General features: G+C 33.6%; 21 protein-coding genes. 1 reads left to right on the top strand and 20 read right to left on the bottom strand.

Annotation, left to right across the window (positions count from 1 at the left end):
• Positions 1 to 184 precede the first annotated feature (184 nt).
• The 10 genes from arsC to JOD29_RS16335 form a co-directional block, all read right to left on the bottom strand.
• Positions 185 to 586, bottom strand: a complete 402-nt coding sequence (gene arsC, locus JOD29_RS16290) for an arsenate reductase (thioredoxin) (RefSeq protein WP_124766577.1) — start codon at positions 584 to 586, stop codon at positions 185 to 187.
• Between the two features lie 13 nt (positions 587 to 599).
• Complete coding sequence (locus tag JOD29_RS16295) at positions 600 to 1895, bottom strand: arsenic transporter (RefSeq protein ID WP_124766578.1); 1296 nt, start codon at positions 1893 to 1895, stop codon at positions 600 to 602.
• Positions 1896 to 1932: 37 nt separating this feature from the next.
• The gene (locus tag JOD29_RS16300; protein WP_124766579.1) at positions 1933 to 2370 is read right to left on the bottom strand and encodes an ArsI/CadI family heavy metal resistance metalloenzyme; all 438 of its coding nucleotides are present in this window, start codon (positions 2368 to 2370) and stop codon (positions 1933 to 1935) included.
• A gap of 62 nt (positions 2371 to 2432) precedes the next feature.
• Positions 2433 to 2738 carry an arsenical resistance operon transcriptional regulator ArsR gene (gene arsR, locus JOD29_RS16305; protein ID WP_124766617.1) on the bottom strand — a complete coding sequence of 102 codons (306 nt, stop codon included), beginning with the start codon at positions 2736 to 2738 and terminating at the stop codon, positions 2433 to 2435.
• A gap of 462 nt (positions 2739 to 3200) precedes the next feature.
• Positions 3201 to 4427 carry an imidazolonepropionase gene (gene hutI / locus JOD29_RS16310; protein ID WP_124766580.1) on the bottom strand — a complete coding sequence of 409 codons (1227 nt, stop codon included), beginning with the start codon at positions 4425 to 4427 and terminating at the stop codon, positions 3201 to 3203.
• Between the two features lie 2 nt (positions 4428 to 4429).
• A complete protein-coding gene (locus tag JOD29_RS16315) occupies positions 4430 to 5593 on the bottom strand; it encodes a M20/M25/M40 family metallo-hydrolase (RefSeq protein WP_124766581.1) in 1164 nt (387 codons plus the stop codon).
• On the bottom strand, positions 5571 to 6134 hold the full coding sequence (locus JOD29_RS16320) for an FAD synthetase family protein (RefSeq protein WP_124766582.1): 564 nt from the start codon (positions 6132 to 6134) through the stop codon (positions 5571 to 5573). The genes JOD29_RS16315 and JOD29_RS16320 overlap by 23 nt, the downstream gene beginning before the upstream one ends.
• A 70-nt stretch (positions 6135 to 6204) precedes the next feature.
• Positions 6205 to 7665: a 4-hydroxyphenylacetate 3-hydroxylase family protein gene (locus JOD29_RS16325; RefSeq protein WP_124766583.1), complete on the bottom strand. Its 1461-nt coding sequence runs from the start codon at positions 7663 to 7665 to the stop codon at positions 6205 to 6207.
• Positions 7666 to 7678: 13 nt separating this feature from the next.
• Entirely contained in the window at positions 7679 to 8194 is a 516-nt protein-coding gene (locus JOD29_RS16330; RefSeq protein WP_124766584.1) for a flavin reductase family protein, read from the bottom strand.
• Between the two features lie 44 nt (positions 8195 to 8238).
• Positions 8239 to 9741 carry a sodium:solute symporter family protein gene (locus JOD29_RS16335; RefSeq protein WP_124766585.1) on the bottom strand — a complete coding sequence of 501 codons (1503 nt, stop codon included), beginning with the start codon at positions 9739 to 9741 and terminating at the stop codon, positions 8239 to 8241.
• A gap of 187 nt (positions 9742 to 9928) precedes the next feature.
• On the opposite strand from JOD29_RS16335, the gene JOD29_RS16340 reads away from it, so the two are divergent.
• The gene (locus JOD29_RS16340; RefSeq protein WP_124766586.1) at positions 9929 to 11587 is read left to right on the top strand and encodes a sigma-54 interaction domain-containing protein; all 1659 of its coding nucleotides are present in this window, start codon (positions 9929 to 9931) and stop codon (positions 11585 to 11587) included.
• A 187-nt stretch (positions 11588 to 11774) separates the two neighbouring features.
• On the opposite strand, the gene JOD29_RS16345 is transcribed toward JOD29_RS16340, so the two are convergent.
• From JOD29_RS16345 to JOD29_RS16390, 10 genes are all read right to left on the bottom strand, one after another.
• Positions 11775 to 12029, bottom strand: a complete 255-nt coding sequence (locus JOD29_RS16345) for a PepSY domain-containing protein (protein WP_124766587.1) — start codon at positions 12027 to 12029, stop codon at positions 11775 to 11777.
• 387 nt (positions 12030 to 12416) lie between these two features.
• Entirely contained in the window at positions 12417 to 13049 is a 633-nt protein-coding gene (locus JOD29_RS16350; RefSeq protein ID WP_124766588.1) for a PepSY domain-containing protein, read from the bottom strand.
• A 360-nt stretch (positions 13050 to 13409) separates the two neighbouring features.
• Complete coding sequence (locus JOD29_RS16355) at positions 13410 to 13676, bottom strand: hypothetical protein (protein WP_124766589.1); 267 nt, start codon at positions 13674 to 13676, stop codon at positions 13410 to 13412.
• A gap of 117 nt (positions 13677 to 13793) precedes the next feature.
• Positions 13794 to 14165 (bottom strand): hypothetical protein, encoded by a 372-nt coding sequence (locus JOD29_RS16360; protein WP_124766590.1) that lies wholly within the window; start codon positions 14163 to 14165, stop codon positions 13794 to 13796.
• A gap of 220 nt (positions 14166 to 14385) precedes the next feature.
• The gene (locus JOD29_RS16365) at positions 14386 to 15135 is read right to left on the bottom strand and encodes a LytR/AlgR family response regulator transcription factor (protein ID WP_124766591.1); all 750 of its coding nucleotides are present in this window, start codon (positions 15133 to 15135) and stop codon (positions 14386 to 14388) included.
• Entirely contained in the window at positions 15135 to 16430 is a 1296-nt protein-coding gene (locus JOD29_RS16370; RefSeq protein WP_124766592.1) for a sensor histidine kinase, read from the bottom strand. Before JOD29_RS16370 ends, JOD29_RS16365 begins: the two co-directional genes overlap by 1 nt.
• Positions 16431 to 16445: 15 nt before the next feature.
• A complete protein-coding gene (locus JOD29_RS16375) occupies positions 16446 to 16625 on the bottom strand; it encodes an AgrD family cyclic lactone autoinducer peptide (RefSeq protein ID WP_158610600.1) in 180 nt (59 codons plus the stop codon).
• The gene (locus JOD29_RS16380; RefSeq protein ID WP_158610601.1) at positions 16618 to 17199 is read right to left on the bottom strand and encodes an accessory gene regulator ArgB-like protein; all 582 of its coding nucleotides are present in this window, start codon (positions 17197 to 17199) and stop codon (positions 16618 to 16620) included. The genes JOD29_RS16375 and JOD29_RS16380 overlap by 8 nt, the downstream gene beginning before the upstream one ends.
• Positions 17200 to 17669: 470 nt before the next feature.
• The gene (locus tag JOD29_RS16385) at positions 17670 to 17981 is read right to left on the bottom strand and encodes a DUF3221 domain-containing protein (protein WP_124766595.1); all 312 of its coding nucleotides are present in this window, start codon (positions 17979 to 17981) and stop codon (positions 17670 to 17672) included.
• Between the two features lie 214 nt (positions 17982 to 18195).
• The gene (locus JOD29_RS16390; protein ID WP_124766596.1) at positions 18196 to 18831 is read right to left on the bottom strand and encodes a YdcF family protein; all 636 of its coding nucleotides are present in this window, start codon (positions 18829 to 18831) and stop codon (positions 18196 to 18198) included.
• Positions 18832 to 18920: the final 89 nt, after the last annotated feature.

Here is an 18920-nt window from a genome sequence, read left to right on the forward strand (position 1 = left end):
AACAAAAATTGGCCGGCATGAGTCCAGTAAATTACCGAAAACATGCCAGCCAATTAGCTGCATAATAAAAACTCTAACTTTAAGGGGTCACTACCGAAATGCGCCCGATTATTGAAAAGCGAAATGGGTAATATTAAATAATTTCAGGAGATTTTCGTCTGTATTTATTTATACAAAGTTCTTCTTATTTCCCTGTTACACTAAATTGCTTAATTCGTTCACCAATTTCGTCACGAACACGCTGAAATTCGGACCAATCTTTTCCGGCTGGATCATCAAATCCCCAATGTTCACGTTTAACATGTGGTGGTGTGATTGGACATTTATCAGCAGCATCTCCACATAATGTAACTACCAAATCAGCATTATTTAAAGTTTCTAGATTAATAATATCTGATGTTTGACCGGAAATATCAATATCGGCTTCTTTCATGGCCTTTACAGCATTTGGGTTTAATCCATGTGCTTCTATACCAGCACTGTATACACTCCACTCATCACCTAGATATTTCTTTGCCCAACCTTCTGCCATTTGGCTTCTGCAAGAGTTTCCTGTACATAAGAAGTAAATTGATTGTTTTGACATAACATAATTCTCCTTAGTTATTTAATAATGATAGATATAATCCCAATAACGTAATAAATAAAATTGGGATTGTTAAAACAATACCTGTTTTGAAATATGTTCCCCATGAAATCTTAACTCCTTTTAAAGATAAGACATGAAGCCACACTAAAGTTGCTAACGAACCGATTGGTGTAATTTTCGGACCTAAATCAGAACCAATAACGTTAGCGTAAATAAGAGCCTCTCTTACTGTTCCAGAAGTATTTGTTTCTGCAATTGCTAATGCGTCTATCATTACAGTTGGCATATTATTCATCAAAGACGATAAGAAAGCTGCTATAAAGCCCATGCCTACTGTTGCAACAAATAAACCTTGTTCAGCAGTTGCTTGAATGACACTAGCTAATGATTCCGTTAGCCAAGCATTCCCTAAACCGTATACAACCACATACATACCAATCGAGAAAAATACAATATTCCACGGTGCACCTTTTACAACTACTTTTGTATTCACAACACTACTTCTTCTAGCCATGATTAAAAAGAAGATAGCGATGATTCCGGCTACAATAGATACTGGTGTGTTAATAAACTCACTCGTAAAGTAACCGATTAATAATAAGCCAAGCACATACCAAGAAAGATGGAACATTTTTAAATCCTTAATCGCTTCGTGTGGTTTTCTTAATTTGGATAACTCGTACTCTCTAGGAATACTTTTTCTAAAATAAACTAATAAGACCGTAATTGTTGCTACTAAAGAAAAAATATTTGGAAGAATCATTCTTGAGGCATACTCAACAAATCCGATATTAAAGAAATCTGCCGATACAATGTTAACTAAGTTACTTACTACAAAAGGTAGAGATGTCGTATCTGCAATAAATCCACTCGCCATTATGAATGGAAAAATCGTCTTTTCTTTAAATTCCAAGTTACGAACCATTGCTAAAACAATTGGTGTCAAAATTAAAGCTGCACCATCATTTGCGAATAGTGCTGCAACAATTGCACCTAAAATACTTACAAGGACAAACATTTTAATCCCATTACCATTTGCAACTCTTGCCATATGTAAAGCTGCCCACTCAAATAACCCTATTTCATCTAAAATTAATGAGATAAGAATAATTGCCACAAATGATAGTGTTGCATTCCAAGCAATGCCGATTACTTCATTCACATCGTTAAAATCGACTACCCCTAATAGTAAAGCTACAATAGCACCGCCACTTGCACTCCATCCTATATTTAATCCCTTTGGCTGCCAGATAACGAGAATAAGTGTTGCTAAAAAAATTATTGTTGCTAAAATTGTTGTAATCACAAAACTTAACCTCCATCACAAATACACTTTCTTTTTACTAGCAACAAGAACTACTTGTATTTCCATTAGGAACTACACAACAAGAAGTAGATTCAATTTTATGAATATCACTATCAGCCTTAGTAAAGAAAAACTCCCACTCATTACCGTCTGGATCTGTCACCCAAAATTTATCTTGTACGGCATAACAACATGTTGTATCCATCTCATCACGTGCAAAGAACCCTTCTTTTTCGAGTCTTTCCCTATGAACAGTAATTTCTTCGCTTGTTTCAACTTGAAAACCAAAATGATTTACTTGATTCCCCTTCACTTCATCACGAACATTTAGAGTAAAGTTTAACCCCGGATTTTCTAATAAAAACTTGGCATAATCATGTTTTACTTTTACTGGCGAAACACCAAATACCTTTTGATAAAACTCAATGGACTTCTCTAAATTCGTAACATTTATCCCAACATGAACGTATTTCATAATAAATTCCTCCCTATGTTATATGGTTAATCAAAAAAAATTGATTTAATAACTAAAAAAAATTAGCAGCAGCTACCTTTTCCAGTTTTTCTAAATACACAACAAAGTTCTTCAGATAATAAATTGTTTACTTCATCATCATTCAAATCATAATAACTCCAAGTTCCTTTAGTCTCCTTTGTTATCAAATTTGCATCCAATAAAATTTTAAGGTGATAAGAAAGTTTAGATTGGGTCATTCCAAAAGTTTCTGTTAAATCGCATACGCACGTTTGCCCTTTTTGACAAAGTACGTACATGATTTCTAATCGTTTCTGATCGGCTAAAGCCTTAAATTTCTTTTCATATTGTTCGAACTGATTTGTCATTACAGTCATATTCGCTTTTCCTTTCATCAAATCTTTTTGATATATAAAGTATAAATAAATTAATTCTGAATATGCAACTAATAAATCGAATTTTTTTGATCTATTATAATGACTCATAGGTATACGTAGAAAAAATCTATTTACAAAGTTGATGAAATTCAATGATATAAAGCTTAATTTCCCATTAAAGTTAGAAAATTAAGCTCATGGTATTCTTCCATTAAATGGCCCGCTTACGGAATAAGAAAACTGCATTCCATACAGTTTTTTATCAATCTTTATTAAAAGACCACAATAAAAAATACATCCATTATCTCAATAAAGATTTAATGGATGTATTTTTATATTGTATTATTTACCCTATATTAGAAGCATTCCGTCGACTTCTGCTATAATATTATTATTTAAAATACCAAATAGAAATACTTGCAAACAATCCTTTAGAACAGTGCAACTTATTTTTTAAAAGATCATCCTACCTCTTTTTACAACATGTTCTACTAGATTATCTCCTAAATAATAAGCTATATTGCGATAATCATTTGTATCCCAAATTAAAATATCCGCTAGCAATCCTTCTTTTAGCATACCTCTATCAGATAAATTTAAAGCACGCGCTCCACCGTATGTTGCTGCTTTAATCGCTTCTTCAATAGTAAACTGATATAAACGACATGCCAAATTAATAACAAATGGCATGGACATTGTATAGCTCGCTGGACATAAATCGGTTGCTAACGCTACCGTTACGCCACGATCCAATATTTCTCGTGCATTGAATGGTCTTTTATGAGCTACGGCAAAATCTAAAGAAGGCATTAATACGGCTGTTACATCTTTTTCTCTTAAATTATCTAATATTTCTTTAGGCGTATAATTTAAATGATCGATTGAAACCATTGCCATTTCAGCAGCTAAATCGGAACCTCCAATATCGGAATAAGCATCGGCATGAATTTTTGGAAGCATGTCGTATTTCAAACCAGCCTCTAAAATTTCTCGAGATTCCTCTTTCGTAAAGTATCCATCATCACACCACACATCGCAAAATACAGCTAAGTTCTTCTCTGCTACTTGTGGAATCATTTCTTCTATGATGACTTTGATATACTCAGCTTTTGTTAAATCATCAGGTATTCCATGCGCACCTAAAAAAGTATTAATAATGTCGGCATCGGTTACTTCATTCAACTGTTTGCTTACTTCTAATATTTTGATTTCACTTTCAACCGTTAAACCATAACCGCTTTTACTTTCAATCGTCGTAATGCCATATTTCACCATTTTTTCTACTCTTTTTTTGGACTGAGCTAGTAAACTTTCAAAGCTTTCTTTTTGCGTTTGCTTAATTGTTTCATGTGGTCCCATTAATAAACCTTGCTTACGCAATAAATCTAAGTCTTCTCCAGCAACCTTTGCTGCATATTCCGCAACCCTTGATCCTGAAAACACAAGGTGCGTGTGTGAATCAATAAATCCAGGACTCACGACTTTATCATTTGCTTCGATTATTTGTGCTGAATCGATATGATAATTAGTCGCAATCTCTTCAAAATCTGCAATGCAAAGGATTGTTTCTCCTTTGATCGCAATGCTTTTATTTTTTAATAAGCCAATATCATTGGAAGCTTTTCCTACACACGTTATAATTTCTTGAGCATCACGAATAATTAAATCAACTGACTGCATCTCTATTCTTCACTTTCTTCAATATGATTTTCACGCCATTTTATTATTAATTCAACGGCTGTTTTAACAGCGTTCACTAAGTTTTCTATGCTAATATGCTCTTGATACGTGTGCAAATTTTTAAATCCATTTCCTAGTGTGATGCAAACTAAACCATTTTCATTTAATGTATTTGTATCCGCACCACCTAATGTGTCGCATACATAGTACGATATGTTTTCATCTTTAAACGATTCAATGGCGTTTTCCACTAATAAATGATTTTTCTCAATTTCAAAGCCGATATATTTTTTCTCTACCGTAAAATTAACAGAAGCTGTATGACTTTGCGTTGCCTTTGATGCCGTTAAATAAATTGTATCTAGTGTATTATTTAAATCTTCTTGTGTGAAGGTGCGTACCTCTCCAATCATATTGACTGATCCAGGAATAATTGAAGATAAATCGCCACCATTAATGATCCCAATATTCACTAATACGTTTTCTTTAATTTCACCTTGTGGGACTGCCTTTAGTACATCTGCCGCCACAATAAATGCATTAATTCCTTCTTTTGGATTCAATCCAATATGAGACGCTTTTCCAATGACTTCAATATGAAACTTACTACTGAAAGGGCCCTTTGTAATGATTTGGCCAACATCTCCGTCGCTGTCAAAAATATAACCGTATTTACTTTGAACTTTACTGTAATCTAAATATCTTGCGCCTTTTAAACCTTGTTGTTCACTAACTGTTAAGATTAATTCAATTGGTCCACTTGGAATATTGTTTTGTTGAATATATTCAATCGCTTCGATATAAGCAGTTAGCGCTGCTCGATCATCTGCCCCTAAAATCGTAGTGCCATCAGAATAAATCACATCATCGCGAATAATCGGTTTTAACCCTTTCGTTGGTAATACCGTGTCCATATGGGTTGATAAAAATAGTGGGGGTAAATCTGGCATCGTACCTTCCCAATAAGCAATCATATTCCCGACTTCTCCATCAAAATGATGGTGGGCTTCATCATACTGAATCGTAAATCCTAACGATTGTAATTTCTTTTCTATTTGTTCTGCGATGAACCCTTCTTTCGTGCTAGGTGCATCGATTTTTGCCCACTCTAAAAAGTTTCGAACAACTTGATCTGTATCAATGTTAAGCTCTAATTTCGTAGTCATGTAATCCACCTTTCTCATATGTCCAACCTAATAAACTTTCAGCCATTAAAAATTGTTTTAAATTGATTAAATTTCGAATACGACTAGATGAAATTGCTTCACCATCTGCACTAACTTGAATTTCACTTACATTTACATCAAAAACACGTTGTAAGTCTAAAATCTCACCTTTACGCCCTGCACCGAAGCGAAAATTACTTCCGATATAGATGGTTAATGGTTGTAATTTTTTAAGTTCTTCAATAAACTCGTCTTTCGTTTTTTTCATATACGTTTCATTGAAGTGTGCAACAATAATCTGATCGACTCCTAGTTTTTTTAGCCGATTAATTTTTTCCTCCAAACTACATAGTTGAATCGTTTTTTGAAAATATACTTTAGGAGGAAGTGAAAACGTATAAACAACCAATGGTACATTTTGTTTCTTAGCCTTTTTTCTTGCTTCACTAATTAAATATTGATGTCCTTTATGAACGCCATCAAATGTACCGATGACTAAGATGCAGCTAGTCAAATTAGGTACTTGATTATGAAATATCATCTCATTCCTCCTTTTTTAAAAAAATATATTGGAGTAAAGTGATTACTTTACTCCGATACAGGTCAATTCATTAGCGAACTAATTCAGGTAATTTAATGTTCGCTGCTTTTTTCACCAATTCGCGTGCAGGATTTAAATCAAAGTTGTTAAATGTAGCAGCATATTGTGCAAACGGTGGCGCTTGTGCAAATAACTCGAAGGAAATTTGGTGTCCAGCATGTGAAGAATCTAATAAATCACGTGCAAAATAAAGAAGTTTTGTACGTTCTTCTGCATTCCAGTCACCAATTGTAAAGAATTGATCAATGTATGGTTTCACTTCTGGATGATTAATTGTTTCAATATCCGGAGTAATTGCGATTTGTCCTCCCACTAATTCACGAGTTAAATGCGCCATTGCTGGGAAATGTTTTAATGCAAAAATACGACCAGTGTATAGTAGTGATTGATTTGGCATCATTAATCCGCCAGGGCTTAATTCTGCACTCGCAACAGCCGCTGTTAAATGAGCATTGATTGTTTCGCGATAGCAAATAAGTTCTGTTAATTTTTCTTGAACAGCTGGTAAGCTTGTTAAACCTGTTTGTTCCACATTTAAAACCGCTGTACCAAGTAATAAGTCTGCACGACGTAATAAACGTATTACATAATTAAACGCTGAATAACGGTGTACGTTTTTACGGATGAATTGAACAGATTTTAAGTTATTATGGAATAGTACGTTTTCCCATGGGATTAATACGTTATCGAATACTAACAATGTATCGATTTCATCAAATTGAGTTGAAATCGGATAGTTTTCTTTCGATCTATTTTTTCCTAATGGTGAACGACAAATATGTTTTAACCCTGGTGCACCCATATCGCAAATAAATCCAGATGCATAAGGTAACATACTTTCATCTGTCCAGTTAGAAATTGTTGGTTTTACAAATGCTTGGTGAGCATATACCGCAGCAGTTTCAAATTTAGCACCGCTTACGACAATCCCTTTATCATTTTCTTCTACTACGCGAAGAAGGTTATTTTCAGCACCTGCTTTTCCAGAGAATAGTTTCGAGCGATCTCCTTTTGGGTCCGTATTTGCAGATACGTGGTAAATATCTTCTTTTGCAATACGTTCGATATGATTTTTAATGTTATCTGCATATGTTGGATCTATTTCATTTAAAGTTTCTTGTGCATCAAATAATGACCACATTTCACCAATTGTTTCATCACCAACACGATATACTACGCCACCAAGATCATCTAACACTGTTTCTACGTAAGTTCGAATACTTGTTAAATCTTCTTTCGTTTTTGGCATACTATAGCCTCGGCAAATCACATCGCCGTCTTCTGTTGTTACTGTACAACGATCTTTATACTTTTCTTCATGATTGATATCATACATTCTTGCTTTTACATCAATAATTGGTTTAAACGCTGGATGATCTGCAATATTACCTGTTACTTTTTCTCCATCAATATAGACTTCTCTTCCATCATTTAATGATTCCTTATACTGTTTACCTGTCATTAGTGCCATTTAGCATCTCTCCTTATTCTTGAATAAATTTTCCAAATTTCCCTCTGTAATAGGCAAGAGGTTTTGTTTGTTCGTGTATGATCACTTCAGTTGGTCGACCGATAAAAATTTTATGGGTCCCTCCAACATGTTCTTCTACTAATTCACATGCGATTGATACATGACAATCAGCTAATACGGGTAAGCCCGTTGCGGTTTTCCCAACCTCAATACCTTTAAACTTATCGTCGCTCGGTGTTGCGAATTGTTTCGCAATACTTCCTTGCTCCTCATGCAATATGTTCACGACAAACTGCTTCTTTTGTGAAATGGTATGGCTTGTTCCGGCATTTTGATTGATACAAACTATTAACATCGGTGGCTCTAAAGATAGAGACGTGACAGCACTGGCAGTTAAACCATATTGCTGACCGTCTAGCGATGTTGTAATTACGCTAACCCCTGACATAAAGTGCCCAATAATATGTCTAAAGTCTTGAGGCTCAATATCCGTATTATAAGTTGTAACGACATCTTGGAAGCTCTCCATGTTACAACTCCTTTCATCTAGTTTTTTATTCTCTAACTCTCTTTTTATACGCTAGCTTCGTTAATCGGTTTATTTAATTCTGTCTCTATTTCTTCTACTTCTCCTCCATGTGCCGCTTTAAGGAATTCATCTGCATTTTCATATTCTTGCTTCGTTAATAAACTTACAATAATGAACACACCTAAACTGATCATCATACCAATCAAAATTCGATTTGTTCCGATTGGCCAAAAATATGGTAATTTCACGCCTAAATCAATCATGAAATTGTATAATACAAAGGCACTCCCAATGGTAATTGCGGAAACTGCACCAGTAGATGTTGCTCTTCTCCATAAGAAACATCCTAATAATGGAACTAATACACCGACTGCTAAAATGTCACTGGAAAGCCATAAAACCCATAACGTATCTGGAATTCGAAGTGCTATAATCATCGCTACAATACTAATTGAAACTGTTGCGATTGCACCGATTTTCTTAATATCTTTCTCTCTCGCATTTGAGTTGATATAGCTTAAATAGAAATCACTTACATAAAGCGCCCCTGAATTAACTGCTGAACTCATTGTGGATAATATTGCAGAAGCAATTCCTAAAAATACAACCATACCTAAAACAGGTCCTAAGAAATCTAAAGTTAATGCTGCTACAATTCCTTCTTTAGGCATTTCTGTATAAATAACGCCTGCTGCCACTCCAATAATCGCTACAAATATATAAAGAGGAATAAAGATAAATAAACCTCCTAGTGGCATCATCTTCGCTTCTTTCGCATTTTTCGTAGCCGCAAGTCGTTGCCAAGCATCAGCACTAATAATCCAAGCTAAACCAAATGACAACATGTAGAAGAAATTCGTTTTAAAGTTAGCGAAGAAATCAAGATGATTTTCTCTTCCAGGCATGTCTTTAATGGCGAAAATATTTGAAAAACCATCCGCATGTGAAACGGCTACAACCATTAAAATAATCAAACCTAATACAAAACTATAAAACTGGATGTTATCAGTAATTACAACAGCTCTAAATCCACCAATTGATGAATAAATTGCTACAATTACAATCCCAATCAGAATAGCTGTAAAGTACGTCGTGCCAAACATAGATGAGAAAAACTTTCCTAATGATACAGTCTGAGATGCAGCAAATGTAATCATATACCAGATCACAATAACACTCACCAATACACCGGCTGTTTTCCCGTATCGCTTCTCCATAATATGACGTTGAGAAATTGATCCAACATTTCGGATTAATTTAGCAAACAACACTAATACAATTGCTGCTAATACCGATGGCGAACCAATAATCCACCATGCACTAATCCCTTGTTCGAATGCTTGGTCGATTGATACGACAGCTGAAGACCCACCAAACCACGAAGCAACAAATGTTATTGATAGCGCCCAGTGTGAAAAAGAGCGTCCTGCTAAAAAGAAATCTTCCTCAGATTCTTTATCTTTTTTGGGCTTTCGTAAACTTAATGCCAATAGAACTGAAAAATAAATAATTAAACAAACAATAGCCCAGATCTTATAACCAATCATTTTCCTCCCCCTATCTATTTATTGATGTGCTCACTTATTATTAAGCAATTTTCATGCCAACTTTATAAATATTAAAAAAAGTTTGATAATTAAGAATGTTATAGTTTAATATAGACCTAAATAAAAACAATTTTTCTATTTTTGCAGAAAAAATAGAAAAATTTTGCTGCAAAATCGGAGGGGAATTATGCACTTATATGAATTAGAGGAAGTTTTAAAAGAGCTCAATGAAGTTGTTCTGATCCTTTCAGAAAACAACTTGATACTCTCGCTTTTTGATCCACAAAAAGTCGTTAACCAACAAGTCAATGACTATTTCGATGAAACTACTATTGAACAACACATCTTCACTAGTAAGAATAAAAAATTCAACTGTAAGAAGACCTTTTACCATTTAAATCAGCGAACATTCCAAATCATTACAATGAATACCATCCATGTTGATGACCTATTATTAAAACGATTAGCTATATATGAACAAATAATGGAACATATAAATGATGGTGTTATGGCAAGTGATGAAGAAGGAAAAATATTCATCTATAATGCCGCTCAAGAAAAGCTCGAAAACATGAAAAAATCTGAAGTATTAGGAAAGTATTTATGGGATATTTATCGAATCGATTCTAAAAATTCAGAACATCGTAGAGTTTCTTCTACTAAAACACCTATCATAGGACGCTACCACGCCCATGCATTTTCAAACAATTTACCTCAGTATTTGAAATATAGTACATATCCGCTAATCAATGATTCTCAATCAATAGGTGCATTTTCTATTTGTATAAACGAAACTAAATTAAAAGAGCTATTATTCGAAACGCTAGAATTAAAACGAAAACTATATTCTTCACCATCAAATCAGATGTACGTTGATATAAATAAAAATGGCACTTCTTTTACATTTGAGGATATTAAAGGGGTTAGTAGCGAAATATCAAGCGTAATAAAGCAAGCGCAAAATGTAGCACTGTATAATCTAGATATACTATTAATTGGTGAAACTGGGACAGGAAAAGAACTTTTTGCCCAAAGCATTCATAATCATAGTTCTCGTTCGAATCACCCCTTTGTCGCGGTCAACTGCGCTGCTATTCCGGAGACATTATTAGAAATCACGTTATTCGGTTCCACAAAAGGAGCATTTACAGGGGCGAGCGATCAAATCGGATTATTTGAAAGCGCACAGGAAGGAACGATATTTTTAGATGAAATCAATTCGTTACCGTTATCTCTGCAATCCAAAATCATTCGTGTACTAGAAGAAAGAAAAATACGTAGACTTGGTTCCAATAAATTAATTCCGATTCATTGCAACATTATTACAGCATCCAATGAAGATCCTCAAAAACTAATTAATGAAAATAAATTGCGATTAGACTTATATTATCGAATTGCCAAGACGACAATCGAAATACCACCACTACGAAATCGTGAAGCCGACATTAAATATTACATTCAATATTTTTTAAATAAACTAAATGAAAAATATAACCGCTCGATTTTGAACGTTTCACCAGAGTTAGAGCAATTATTAATTAATTATCCTTGGCCGGGAAATATAAGGGAATTAAAACACCTAATGGAAAATATGTATATTCAAACAGATGAATATGAAACGATCATCTCTTCAAAAGTAGCACCAAAATCGTTAATTCAATCTCATTTACTAACAGAACCCATAAGGACAGACATTCCGATAAAAACCAGAAAAAGAATAACGAAAGAAGAAATTCAAAATATATTAGAATCAACGAACTACAACGTGACACGAACTGCGGAAATACTTTATATGTCCAGACAAAACTTGCAATATTATTTAAAAAAATTTAAATTAAATGAATAAATACTAAAAATATAAAAAAGGAAATTTCATATTTGAAATTTCCTTTTTTATGGCTTTTTTTCACGCTTAATAAGATCTAAAACCAAAGGCATATGATTTTTCTCATGCCCTTTTCATGAAGAAAAGACGCAATTCTTATCTTGAAATGCGCCCGATCCTAACGGAATAACTTCATTAGTTGGTTACTTTAATCATAAAAATCATGATCATTTTCTTGCTCTACTTTTACAATACGCCCTGATTTCGCATTGATTTCAACTTCATATACTCTATTTTGCGGCGTCATAATGTAAACTTCGTATACTAAAATACCGTTCTCCATATCCAAATCTACATGTAATATTTGCCCAGGTACTCTTCCAAGTGCAATTTGTTGTGCCTGTTGTGCAGAAATCCTTTGGGTATTTTGTAAATACATAGGATTATAATTCCCGTAATACATATCGAGTTTCCCCCTTAGTAATTTCAATCGTTTTCATATTATTCGGGGAAAATAGAAATGGTTACTTTATTCGATAAACTTAAGCACGATTAGTTTTTAGCAAATCGCTTCACAATTTCCAACATTTTCAGCATAAATATTTTAATTAATGGTCCTTAACTGATGAAAACAGACGCATTCCTAATTAATGAAATGAGCCTCCTGTAATTGAATAACTAAATCATGATCCACTCTTCTAAAGTATAGTGAAGATTTTAAATCAAAAGTTTTACGTTAAGTACATACAAGAAAACATATAAAGGGCATAATGAGTAGCTAAATCTACTCATCATGCCCTTTTGTGCGCAAATCTTCCAATTGTCCTCTAAAAGAACCATTCACCTGTTATTAGTCATCTATTTCTACTTTTAAGATTTTTCCGGTTGTAGCATTGATTTTAATTTCTATATCGGAGCCATTCTTTTCATATTCAATCGTATACGTTTGTTTTCCATGTTCTGCCTCAAGCGACCATCCTGTAGGAGAAAGTCCTTCTACTTCGGTTTTTTTAGAAGCATGTTCAATTGCTTCAGCTGGGTCAATTATAGCTGAAAAATCTAATGATTCATTAGTATCTCTTCTATCTGTTTCAACTTTATTTTCTTTTATTTCTTTTGTAGTTGCATCAATTTCTATTTCATATTCTTTTGATGAATCAAAACCCTCTATATCATAATGTAATCGACCAAACTCGGTATCTAAGTCAATGGATTCGATTTTTGCATCTGGATAAGCTTCTTTAAAGATGTTTACCGCCTCTGTCATAGAGACAGTTGGATTTGTTAGGTCACCATTTGTCGCCAAGTTTTGTGTATTACTAGAAACTCCCACAGCACTTGTTTTATTATTTATATTTGTCATGTTGACTTCACTTACAGTACTTGGTTGAGTGGTCGTACTTACATTTTCTTCTGTTGTGTCTGTACCACATGCTGTTAATAAAAGTAGGGCGAACGCTGTGATCGTTAATTTTTTGAACATTTCAATTCTCTCCTTATGTATCGATTGAATGAAATTTGATTTACTACTCTTTATTTTTAGACCTATTCTTTATTAACTATACCTGCTAAGTTAAAGAAAAAGTCCCTAAGTTCCATCTACTTTCATATAACCATTCCGATTTTCAACAATCTGGCCAGTTTGAGGAGCGAATCAAAAATTTCCCAAGTAAATACCACTCTGATTTAGACAAGAAGGAATCCCTTTCGAAATGATCAAAAGGGATCCTAGAATAATGCTGATTTATATAAAGATTTCTAAAAAGCTGGTAGCCTTGTTGGTTGTTCAGTAATTTTGTTCTTCTCTTTTAGTCGATCTTTCTTGCCATAAGTTTCCTAATGTCTAGATATCTTGAAGTTTGTCATAGTTACCTTTAATATAAACATTTTCAATGGTATCTAACGTAATCTTTTCATTCTTTTCTAGGCAAGATCCTATTAATTTAAGGAAAGTATCATGCTTTGCTTTTACGCGTGCTCTAATTTCGTCCAAGCATTCATTTGATATTTTATCTGGTGTCTCTAATCTTGATAATCGTGATTTTATTTCTTTTATTTTTTTAGATCTATCTTTTAAATATTCTTCATAAGATTTCTTTCTTAATTCCACTTTAACGGCTCCTTGTAAATAATATGTTTTCCCATGCTGTAAAATAGAAGAAGCCACTTAGTCTTATTAGCGATTTTATTATTATTCAATCAAGGAATAGCTTTTTACGTCCAGAGATTAAGTTGCTTTTTTCTGGCAATATAAAAGAGTGTACTGTTGGATTCTTCTTTCTAACAATTTAAAAACTCCTACATAACTTTCTGCTTCGATAATTGTAAGGGTTTCTGTATGTTCAAGTATTTGTAAATCAACTAAATATAATAATGCTTCGGATAGACAGTTGATCGAAGTGAATCTAAGTGGTCTATATAAAGTTAATGATTTCCCTTTGGCATATCCATTCTCTAACAGTTCGTATAATTCTTTATAATTGTCTTCCTTAATCATTTTATGGACGACAATTTTCTGCAGTTTCCCTACTTGTATAAGAAGATTTAATGCAAGGTCCAAGCACGTTTCCGCGTTGTACTCATTTGACTGATGATACATAATACATCTCCTTACCCTTTAATCATTTCGTAAAATGGTATCGTACTATTCAGTTCTTTTAACTTCCATACCTATTCTAACCGTAAATTCAGCCTTAAGGACGAATCTTTCATAAGCGTTCACTTATCAATCATTATCGTAATTTGTAATCCCCTTCTAAGACGAAAACCTTATCATCTCCATAAAAAAAAGACCCGTCATGACGAGTCTTTTTCTTCAATTATTCAATTTTAACTAAGGATTCATTTACTTTACTTATGATATTGCGCATCGCTCGGAAAGAGACAGTACATTTCGCTCCATTTACTAATTTGACATACTTATCTTTTTTATTGATTTCAATAATATGCTGGAGGTTTATGACACAACTTTTATGACATCGAAAGAAGGTAGAATCTATTTCTTCGATGTCTTTCAGTTTGCCATAAAAATCATATACCCCATTCTTCTCGTAAAGGCGTATTTTATGGAAATCCTCGGATGTTTCAAAGTAGTAAATATTTTCATAAGGGACATTCTTTATCAATTCCCCCATCTTAATTTGGAAAACGTTTGTCGTTTTTGTCTGTCCCAATTTTTCGTATCTTTCAACTGCACTTTCAAATGCTCCAATGATCTCTTCTGAGAAATTTTCGTAAGAACTTTTGATAATATAATCTAAGGCAGCTAACTTGTATTTAAACGTCAGTTTTAATGCTTCCGAATAATTCGTTACAAAAATAATACTAGCTAAGAGGTCGTTTTTTCTAATTGCATCCGCAAGTTGAATCCCATTACTGCCATCCCCAAGTTCGATATCTAGGAAATAACAATCAGCTTTATTATTTTCTAAATAACTTAAAACCTGCTCCGCATCAGAAGCAACAAGGGCTATTTCAACACTCGGATGATTCATCATGGCATAATTTTTTATAATGGTATGGAGCAATTTTCGTTGCTGTGGATGATCTTCACATATGACAACTTTCATTAACTTCCCTCACTTTTTGCCATTTCAATAATTTGACTAAATACACCGTTATTTACATTCGTACGCAACACCACATTAGGGTATGTATTAATAATACTTCTAACAGTGCTAAGTCCTTTTCCACGATTTTCTCCTTTTGTTGAGAAACCATCATTAAATATTTTATCGATCTTCACAGAATGATCATCCTCTATTGTGTTTTCGATAATAATCATAATGGAATTTGACCTACTTTTAAAAATGGCAATATCTATTTCCTTATCAGTATGATTTTGCATGTTTGCCTCTATTGCATTATCTAAGAAGATTCCTAGTATTCTAGCAATATCAATTATATTCATATTCAGCTCATCGATCACATCTGGAACTTCAATATTAACCGTTATCCCCTCTTTTTCGGCTTGCAGGGTTTTGGTTAAAATTAAACCTTTTATGCCCGTAATTTGTAACTTCGATAAATTAGCCAAACGCATATTTCTTTTGAGCGTATCTTCTTCTGCCGAGAAAATATGTTTTTTAAAATACTTTTTTAAGCCTTCAAAATCATTGACTTCTATATATCCCTGCATAGATGCTAAAATATTAGCGTGATCATGTCTGAACTTTTGCATATCATTATTGATTACTTCTAACGACCGCATATAATCTGTAAACTGAGCGGTTTCAATTTCAACTCTTCGAAAATGGTTCTCCTTCTTAATATTAACGATTGTTAAATATAGAACAAAGAGCATAATCGTAAAATATGTAATCTGTGTAATGATATTAAACTTCAACAAGTTATCCTCAGATAAGTATTCCGTCAGATAAAGGTTGATATAGAACGTACTCATAGTCACCAGCGCAATAATAAGAATAAGTATATACGCTGTTTTCATTTCCTCTAGCAACTTATATATTTTTCTAGTTGAGTGCTTATAAATGATGATACAAAGAATAAATAAAACCGTGAAAATACAGTAATGTTCTAACATCCCTGGAAGGGCGTCATATGGGAAAGCTTTCATTACAACTTGCGTTAGATTGTCCGTAAAAACACCAATAATTAATACAAAGCAGATATGTATAAGAGTCAGAAACGCTCGAGAAAGCCAAAAAAAGTATGTAAACGAACTCACTAATAAGAAAACAATTCCTTGCCATTGACCAATTAATTGAAAAATAAGGATAGAGGGGCACATGCTTAGCAAGATAAAAGCTAAGATGCGCTTAATACTCATTTTTATTTGTGTTGCGTAGCTTATTGCCCAAAATAGAATAATAAATTCAATGATGCTTAATATAAATAGTTCCATTACATGTCAATACCTTTATTCTTTATCATCTGCAAATGGGTTATTGTTAAGTAACTGTTCAGGAACTTTCTTCTCATGGAACCAGATCGTACAAGACATAACCGTAGCCGTTGATCCTACTGCTACAAGGGCTGCAGCTATTTTTGATGCATGAAATTTAACATTGAACCAATTCATTTTTTTCTCTTTATTCATTTGAAACATCTCCTTTTATTGTTGTTTGTAAAGTTAACATGATGACTTCTATTAAAACTCCATAAGAGATTAATAGCTTTATTTCCACTGAACTGAAAAAGAACACCCCAATTAATAGTAACATGCGAAAACACATTTTCTTTCTTAAAAAGCGGCAATGTTTTTCATTAATAATGGGCTGATTTACCGTCCCTTTTGGCGCAAGTAGATAAACCATTAGCAAGAAGATACAGAAAATTACATATAGAGTAGCACTTGAAAAGTTCAGATGATGATGAAGTTCCATTAAACATTTAACAGCCACTGGAAATGTAATAATACTCCATACAATACAAGTGAATAAACCATTGAAATGGTAACCCAAACAAACTTGCCTTAAAATTAAGAAGGCTAGGTGTGTTATGAAAGTTGGTAGCACACAATCTAATAAAATAGCAGCTAAATAAATAATAAGCAATTTTATTAATTCGGATAACACGATCTGGATACCAAACCTTAGTTTTTCTTTTTCAAGAGCTGAATAATTTTCTTGGACCAATAAGTTAAACAAAGTGTTTTCTAGTCTATATATCACACTTTCCTCCCTTTTTGCATTCATCAAAAGGAATAAATATTTAATAAATAAGTAACACTATGGAACCACTAATATTCTAGCATTATTTCATATTTATATCCTTTTTATATTCATCAACGTAAGATTTTTTGTCCTGAACGTCTCGAACCATGTCCTGTACAATTTCTCATAGTCCATGTTGGTATGATATATCACTTTTGTTGATATTTAAATAAACTTTTTGAAGAAACTTCATGAGTGCAATAAAAAGTTGGAGGGATTTTTCTTCCTGGGAACTTATCTCTATATTTTATTGAATTTTGGTATTTTACAGAAAAGTCTAGTAAGTTTGCCTTAATATGGCCTTAAAAGCAAAGCCAACGCCGATTCCTTAAGAATGTGCCCCTCAATATAAAGAAAAGCACAATCCTTAGAATCGAATTGCGCACTATTATTGAATATAAGATTAGTCTTTATTGGTAGTTTGTAGTTCATTCTACTTTTTCTACTGAAAGGGTTTTTATTTGGGCCGGAGCTGATTCCATAATCATTCCGTCATAACCTACTCTTACTCGATCACCTATTTGAAACGTTTCATTCGGATTTACGGCGAGATTAATGCTTATTTGCCCAAGCATTTTTCCGTCTTCTTCTGCTGCATCAATGATTGCACTATCCCCATTAATTTCTTGAATCGTTCCCACGAAAGTCGCTTTAACGTCTTTTTCAACATTCTCTGAACCACAAGCAAACAGTAGACTAGCAATTGCGATGAAACAGAATAGAATAATCTTATTACTCATATTGGCGGCAAGCCTCCTTTTATACTTAGACGAGTAGTTTTGAGGAAATGTTACATTTTCGATTTCGGAGAGAAAATGCCCTTATATTGAAAATAAAAATCATTACTACTTGCTTGTTTTTAATGTTTCTCTAGTAAAAACGGGTGCAAAACCTTTTTCAGTGACTGGTACCTCATCGACTGGGACAATGTACCTGTCCCCGCGTCCCACCACGTCAATCTTCCAAATCAATAAAACGATACATCCCTAAAGTATAACCAACCAATTTGATATATTCTTTGATTGCAGTTTGAATGGAGATTTCCCCGACTTCACCATGTAGCGGTGCCGCAACATAAGTTAACTCCATATCTGATCCTTTAAATACCCTCTCAAAGGAAAGTTTCGTTCTTCGCATATGATAGTCAGATGACACAACGATGCTTGAGTTGAATTGATGTTCTTCTAATAATAATTTGGCGTAGGTTGCATTTGTATAAGTACTCGTTGCTTCCTCTTCCAGTATGATTTGACTTTCTGGAATTCCAAAATTGATTGCCTCTTCTTTTGTAATAAACTCTTCATTCGCTTTTGTTAAAAGTACATAATCTGCGTAGCCTTCATTATAAAGTTGAGCACCCTTTGCTAACCGACCTTCGTCTCCACTTAGTACGATAATGACATCTGCCTGTTTTGGCGCTTCATCTACAACTAAATAGCCCCTGCTTATATAGAGCATGGCAAATATACAAATTATTAGTATGATCAACATTAATACATTTTTCTTAGATTTCATGGAGTGACGTCCATCCTTTTTATGTAATTGGGACATGAGGGACAGGTACACTGTCCCTACTATAAATTTTACCATTTTATTGAGTCGTATTTCATAAAAGTAGTTCGATTTTGTTTAACACTGGAGTCGGTGAATGTGGGACGGTGGGGACAGGTACACCGTCC

The sequence above is a fragment of the Lysinibacillus composti genome, from assembly GCF_016908465.1.
GTDB lineage: Bacteria > Bacillota > Bacilli > Bacillales_A > Planococcaceae > Ureibacillus > Ureibacillus composti_A.

Coding starts and splice junctions, on each gene's coding strand:
- arsC (WP_124766577.1), bottom strand. CDS start 586: ATGTCAAAACAATCAATTTACTTCTTATGTACAGGAAACTCTTGCAGA.
- JOD29_RS16300 (WP_124766579.1), bottom strand. CDS start 2,370: ATGAAATACGTTCATGTTGGGATAAATGTTACGAATTTAGAGAAGTCC.
- arsR (WP_124766617.1), bottom strand. CDS start 2,738: ATGACAAATCAGTTCGAACAATATGAAAAGAAATTTAAGGCTTTAGCC.
- hutI (WP_124766580.1), bottom strand. CDS start 4,427: ATGCAGTCAGTTGATTTAATTATTCGTGATGCTCAAGAAATTATAACG.
- JOD29_RS16315 (WP_124766581.1), bottom strand. CDS start 5,593: ATGACTACGAAATTAGAGCTTAACATTGATACAGATCAAGTTGTTCGA.
- JOD29_RS16320 (WP_124766582.1), bottom strand. CDS start 6,134: ATGATATTTCATAATCAAGTACCTAATTTGACTAGCTGCATCTTAGTC.
- JOD29_RS16325 (WP_124766583.1), bottom strand. CDS start 7,665: ATGGCACTAATGACAGGTAAACAGTATAAGGAATCATTAAATGATGGA.
- JOD29_RS16330 (WP_124766584.1), bottom strand. CDS start 8,194: ATGGAGAGCTTCCAAGATGTCGTTACAACTTATAATACGGATATTGAG.
- JOD29_RS16335 (WP_124766585.1), bottom strand. CDS start 9,741: ATGATTGGTTATAAGATCTGGGCTATTGTTTGTTTAATTATTTATTTT.
- JOD29_RS16340 (WP_124766586.1), top strand. CDS start 9,929: ATGCACTTATATGAATTAGAGGAAGTTTTAAAAGAGCTCAATGAAGTT.
- JOD29_RS16345 (WP_124766587.1), bottom strand. CDS start 12,029: ATGTATTACGGGAATTATAATCCTATGTATTTACAAAATACCCAAAGG.
- JOD29_RS16350 (WP_124766588.1), bottom strand. CDS start 13,049: ATGTTCAAAAAATTAACGATCACAGCGTTCGCCCTACTTTTATTAACA.
- JOD29_RS16360 (WP_124766590.1), bottom strand. CDS start 14,165: ATGTATCATCAGTCAAATGAGTACAACGCGGAAACGTGCTTGGACCTT.
- JOD29_RS16365 (WP_124766591.1), bottom strand. CDS start 15,135: ATGAAAGTTGTCATATGTGAAGATCATCCACAGCAACGAAAATTGCTC.
- JOD29_RS16370 (WP_124766592.1), bottom strand. CDS start 16,430: ATGGAACTATTTATATTAAGCATCATTGAATTTATTATTCTATTTTGG.
- JOD29_RS16375 (WP_158610600.1), bottom strand. CDS start 16,625: ATGAATAAAGAGAAAAAAATGAATTGGTTCAATGTTAAATTTCATGCA.
- JOD29_RS16385 (WP_124766595.1), bottom strand. CDS start 17,981: ATGAGTAATAAGATTATTCTATTCTGTTTCATCGCAATTGCTAGTCTA.
- JOD29_RS16390 (WP_124766596.1), bottom strand. CDS start 18,831: ATGGTAAAATTTATAGTAGGGACAGTGTACCTGTCCCTCATGTCCCAA.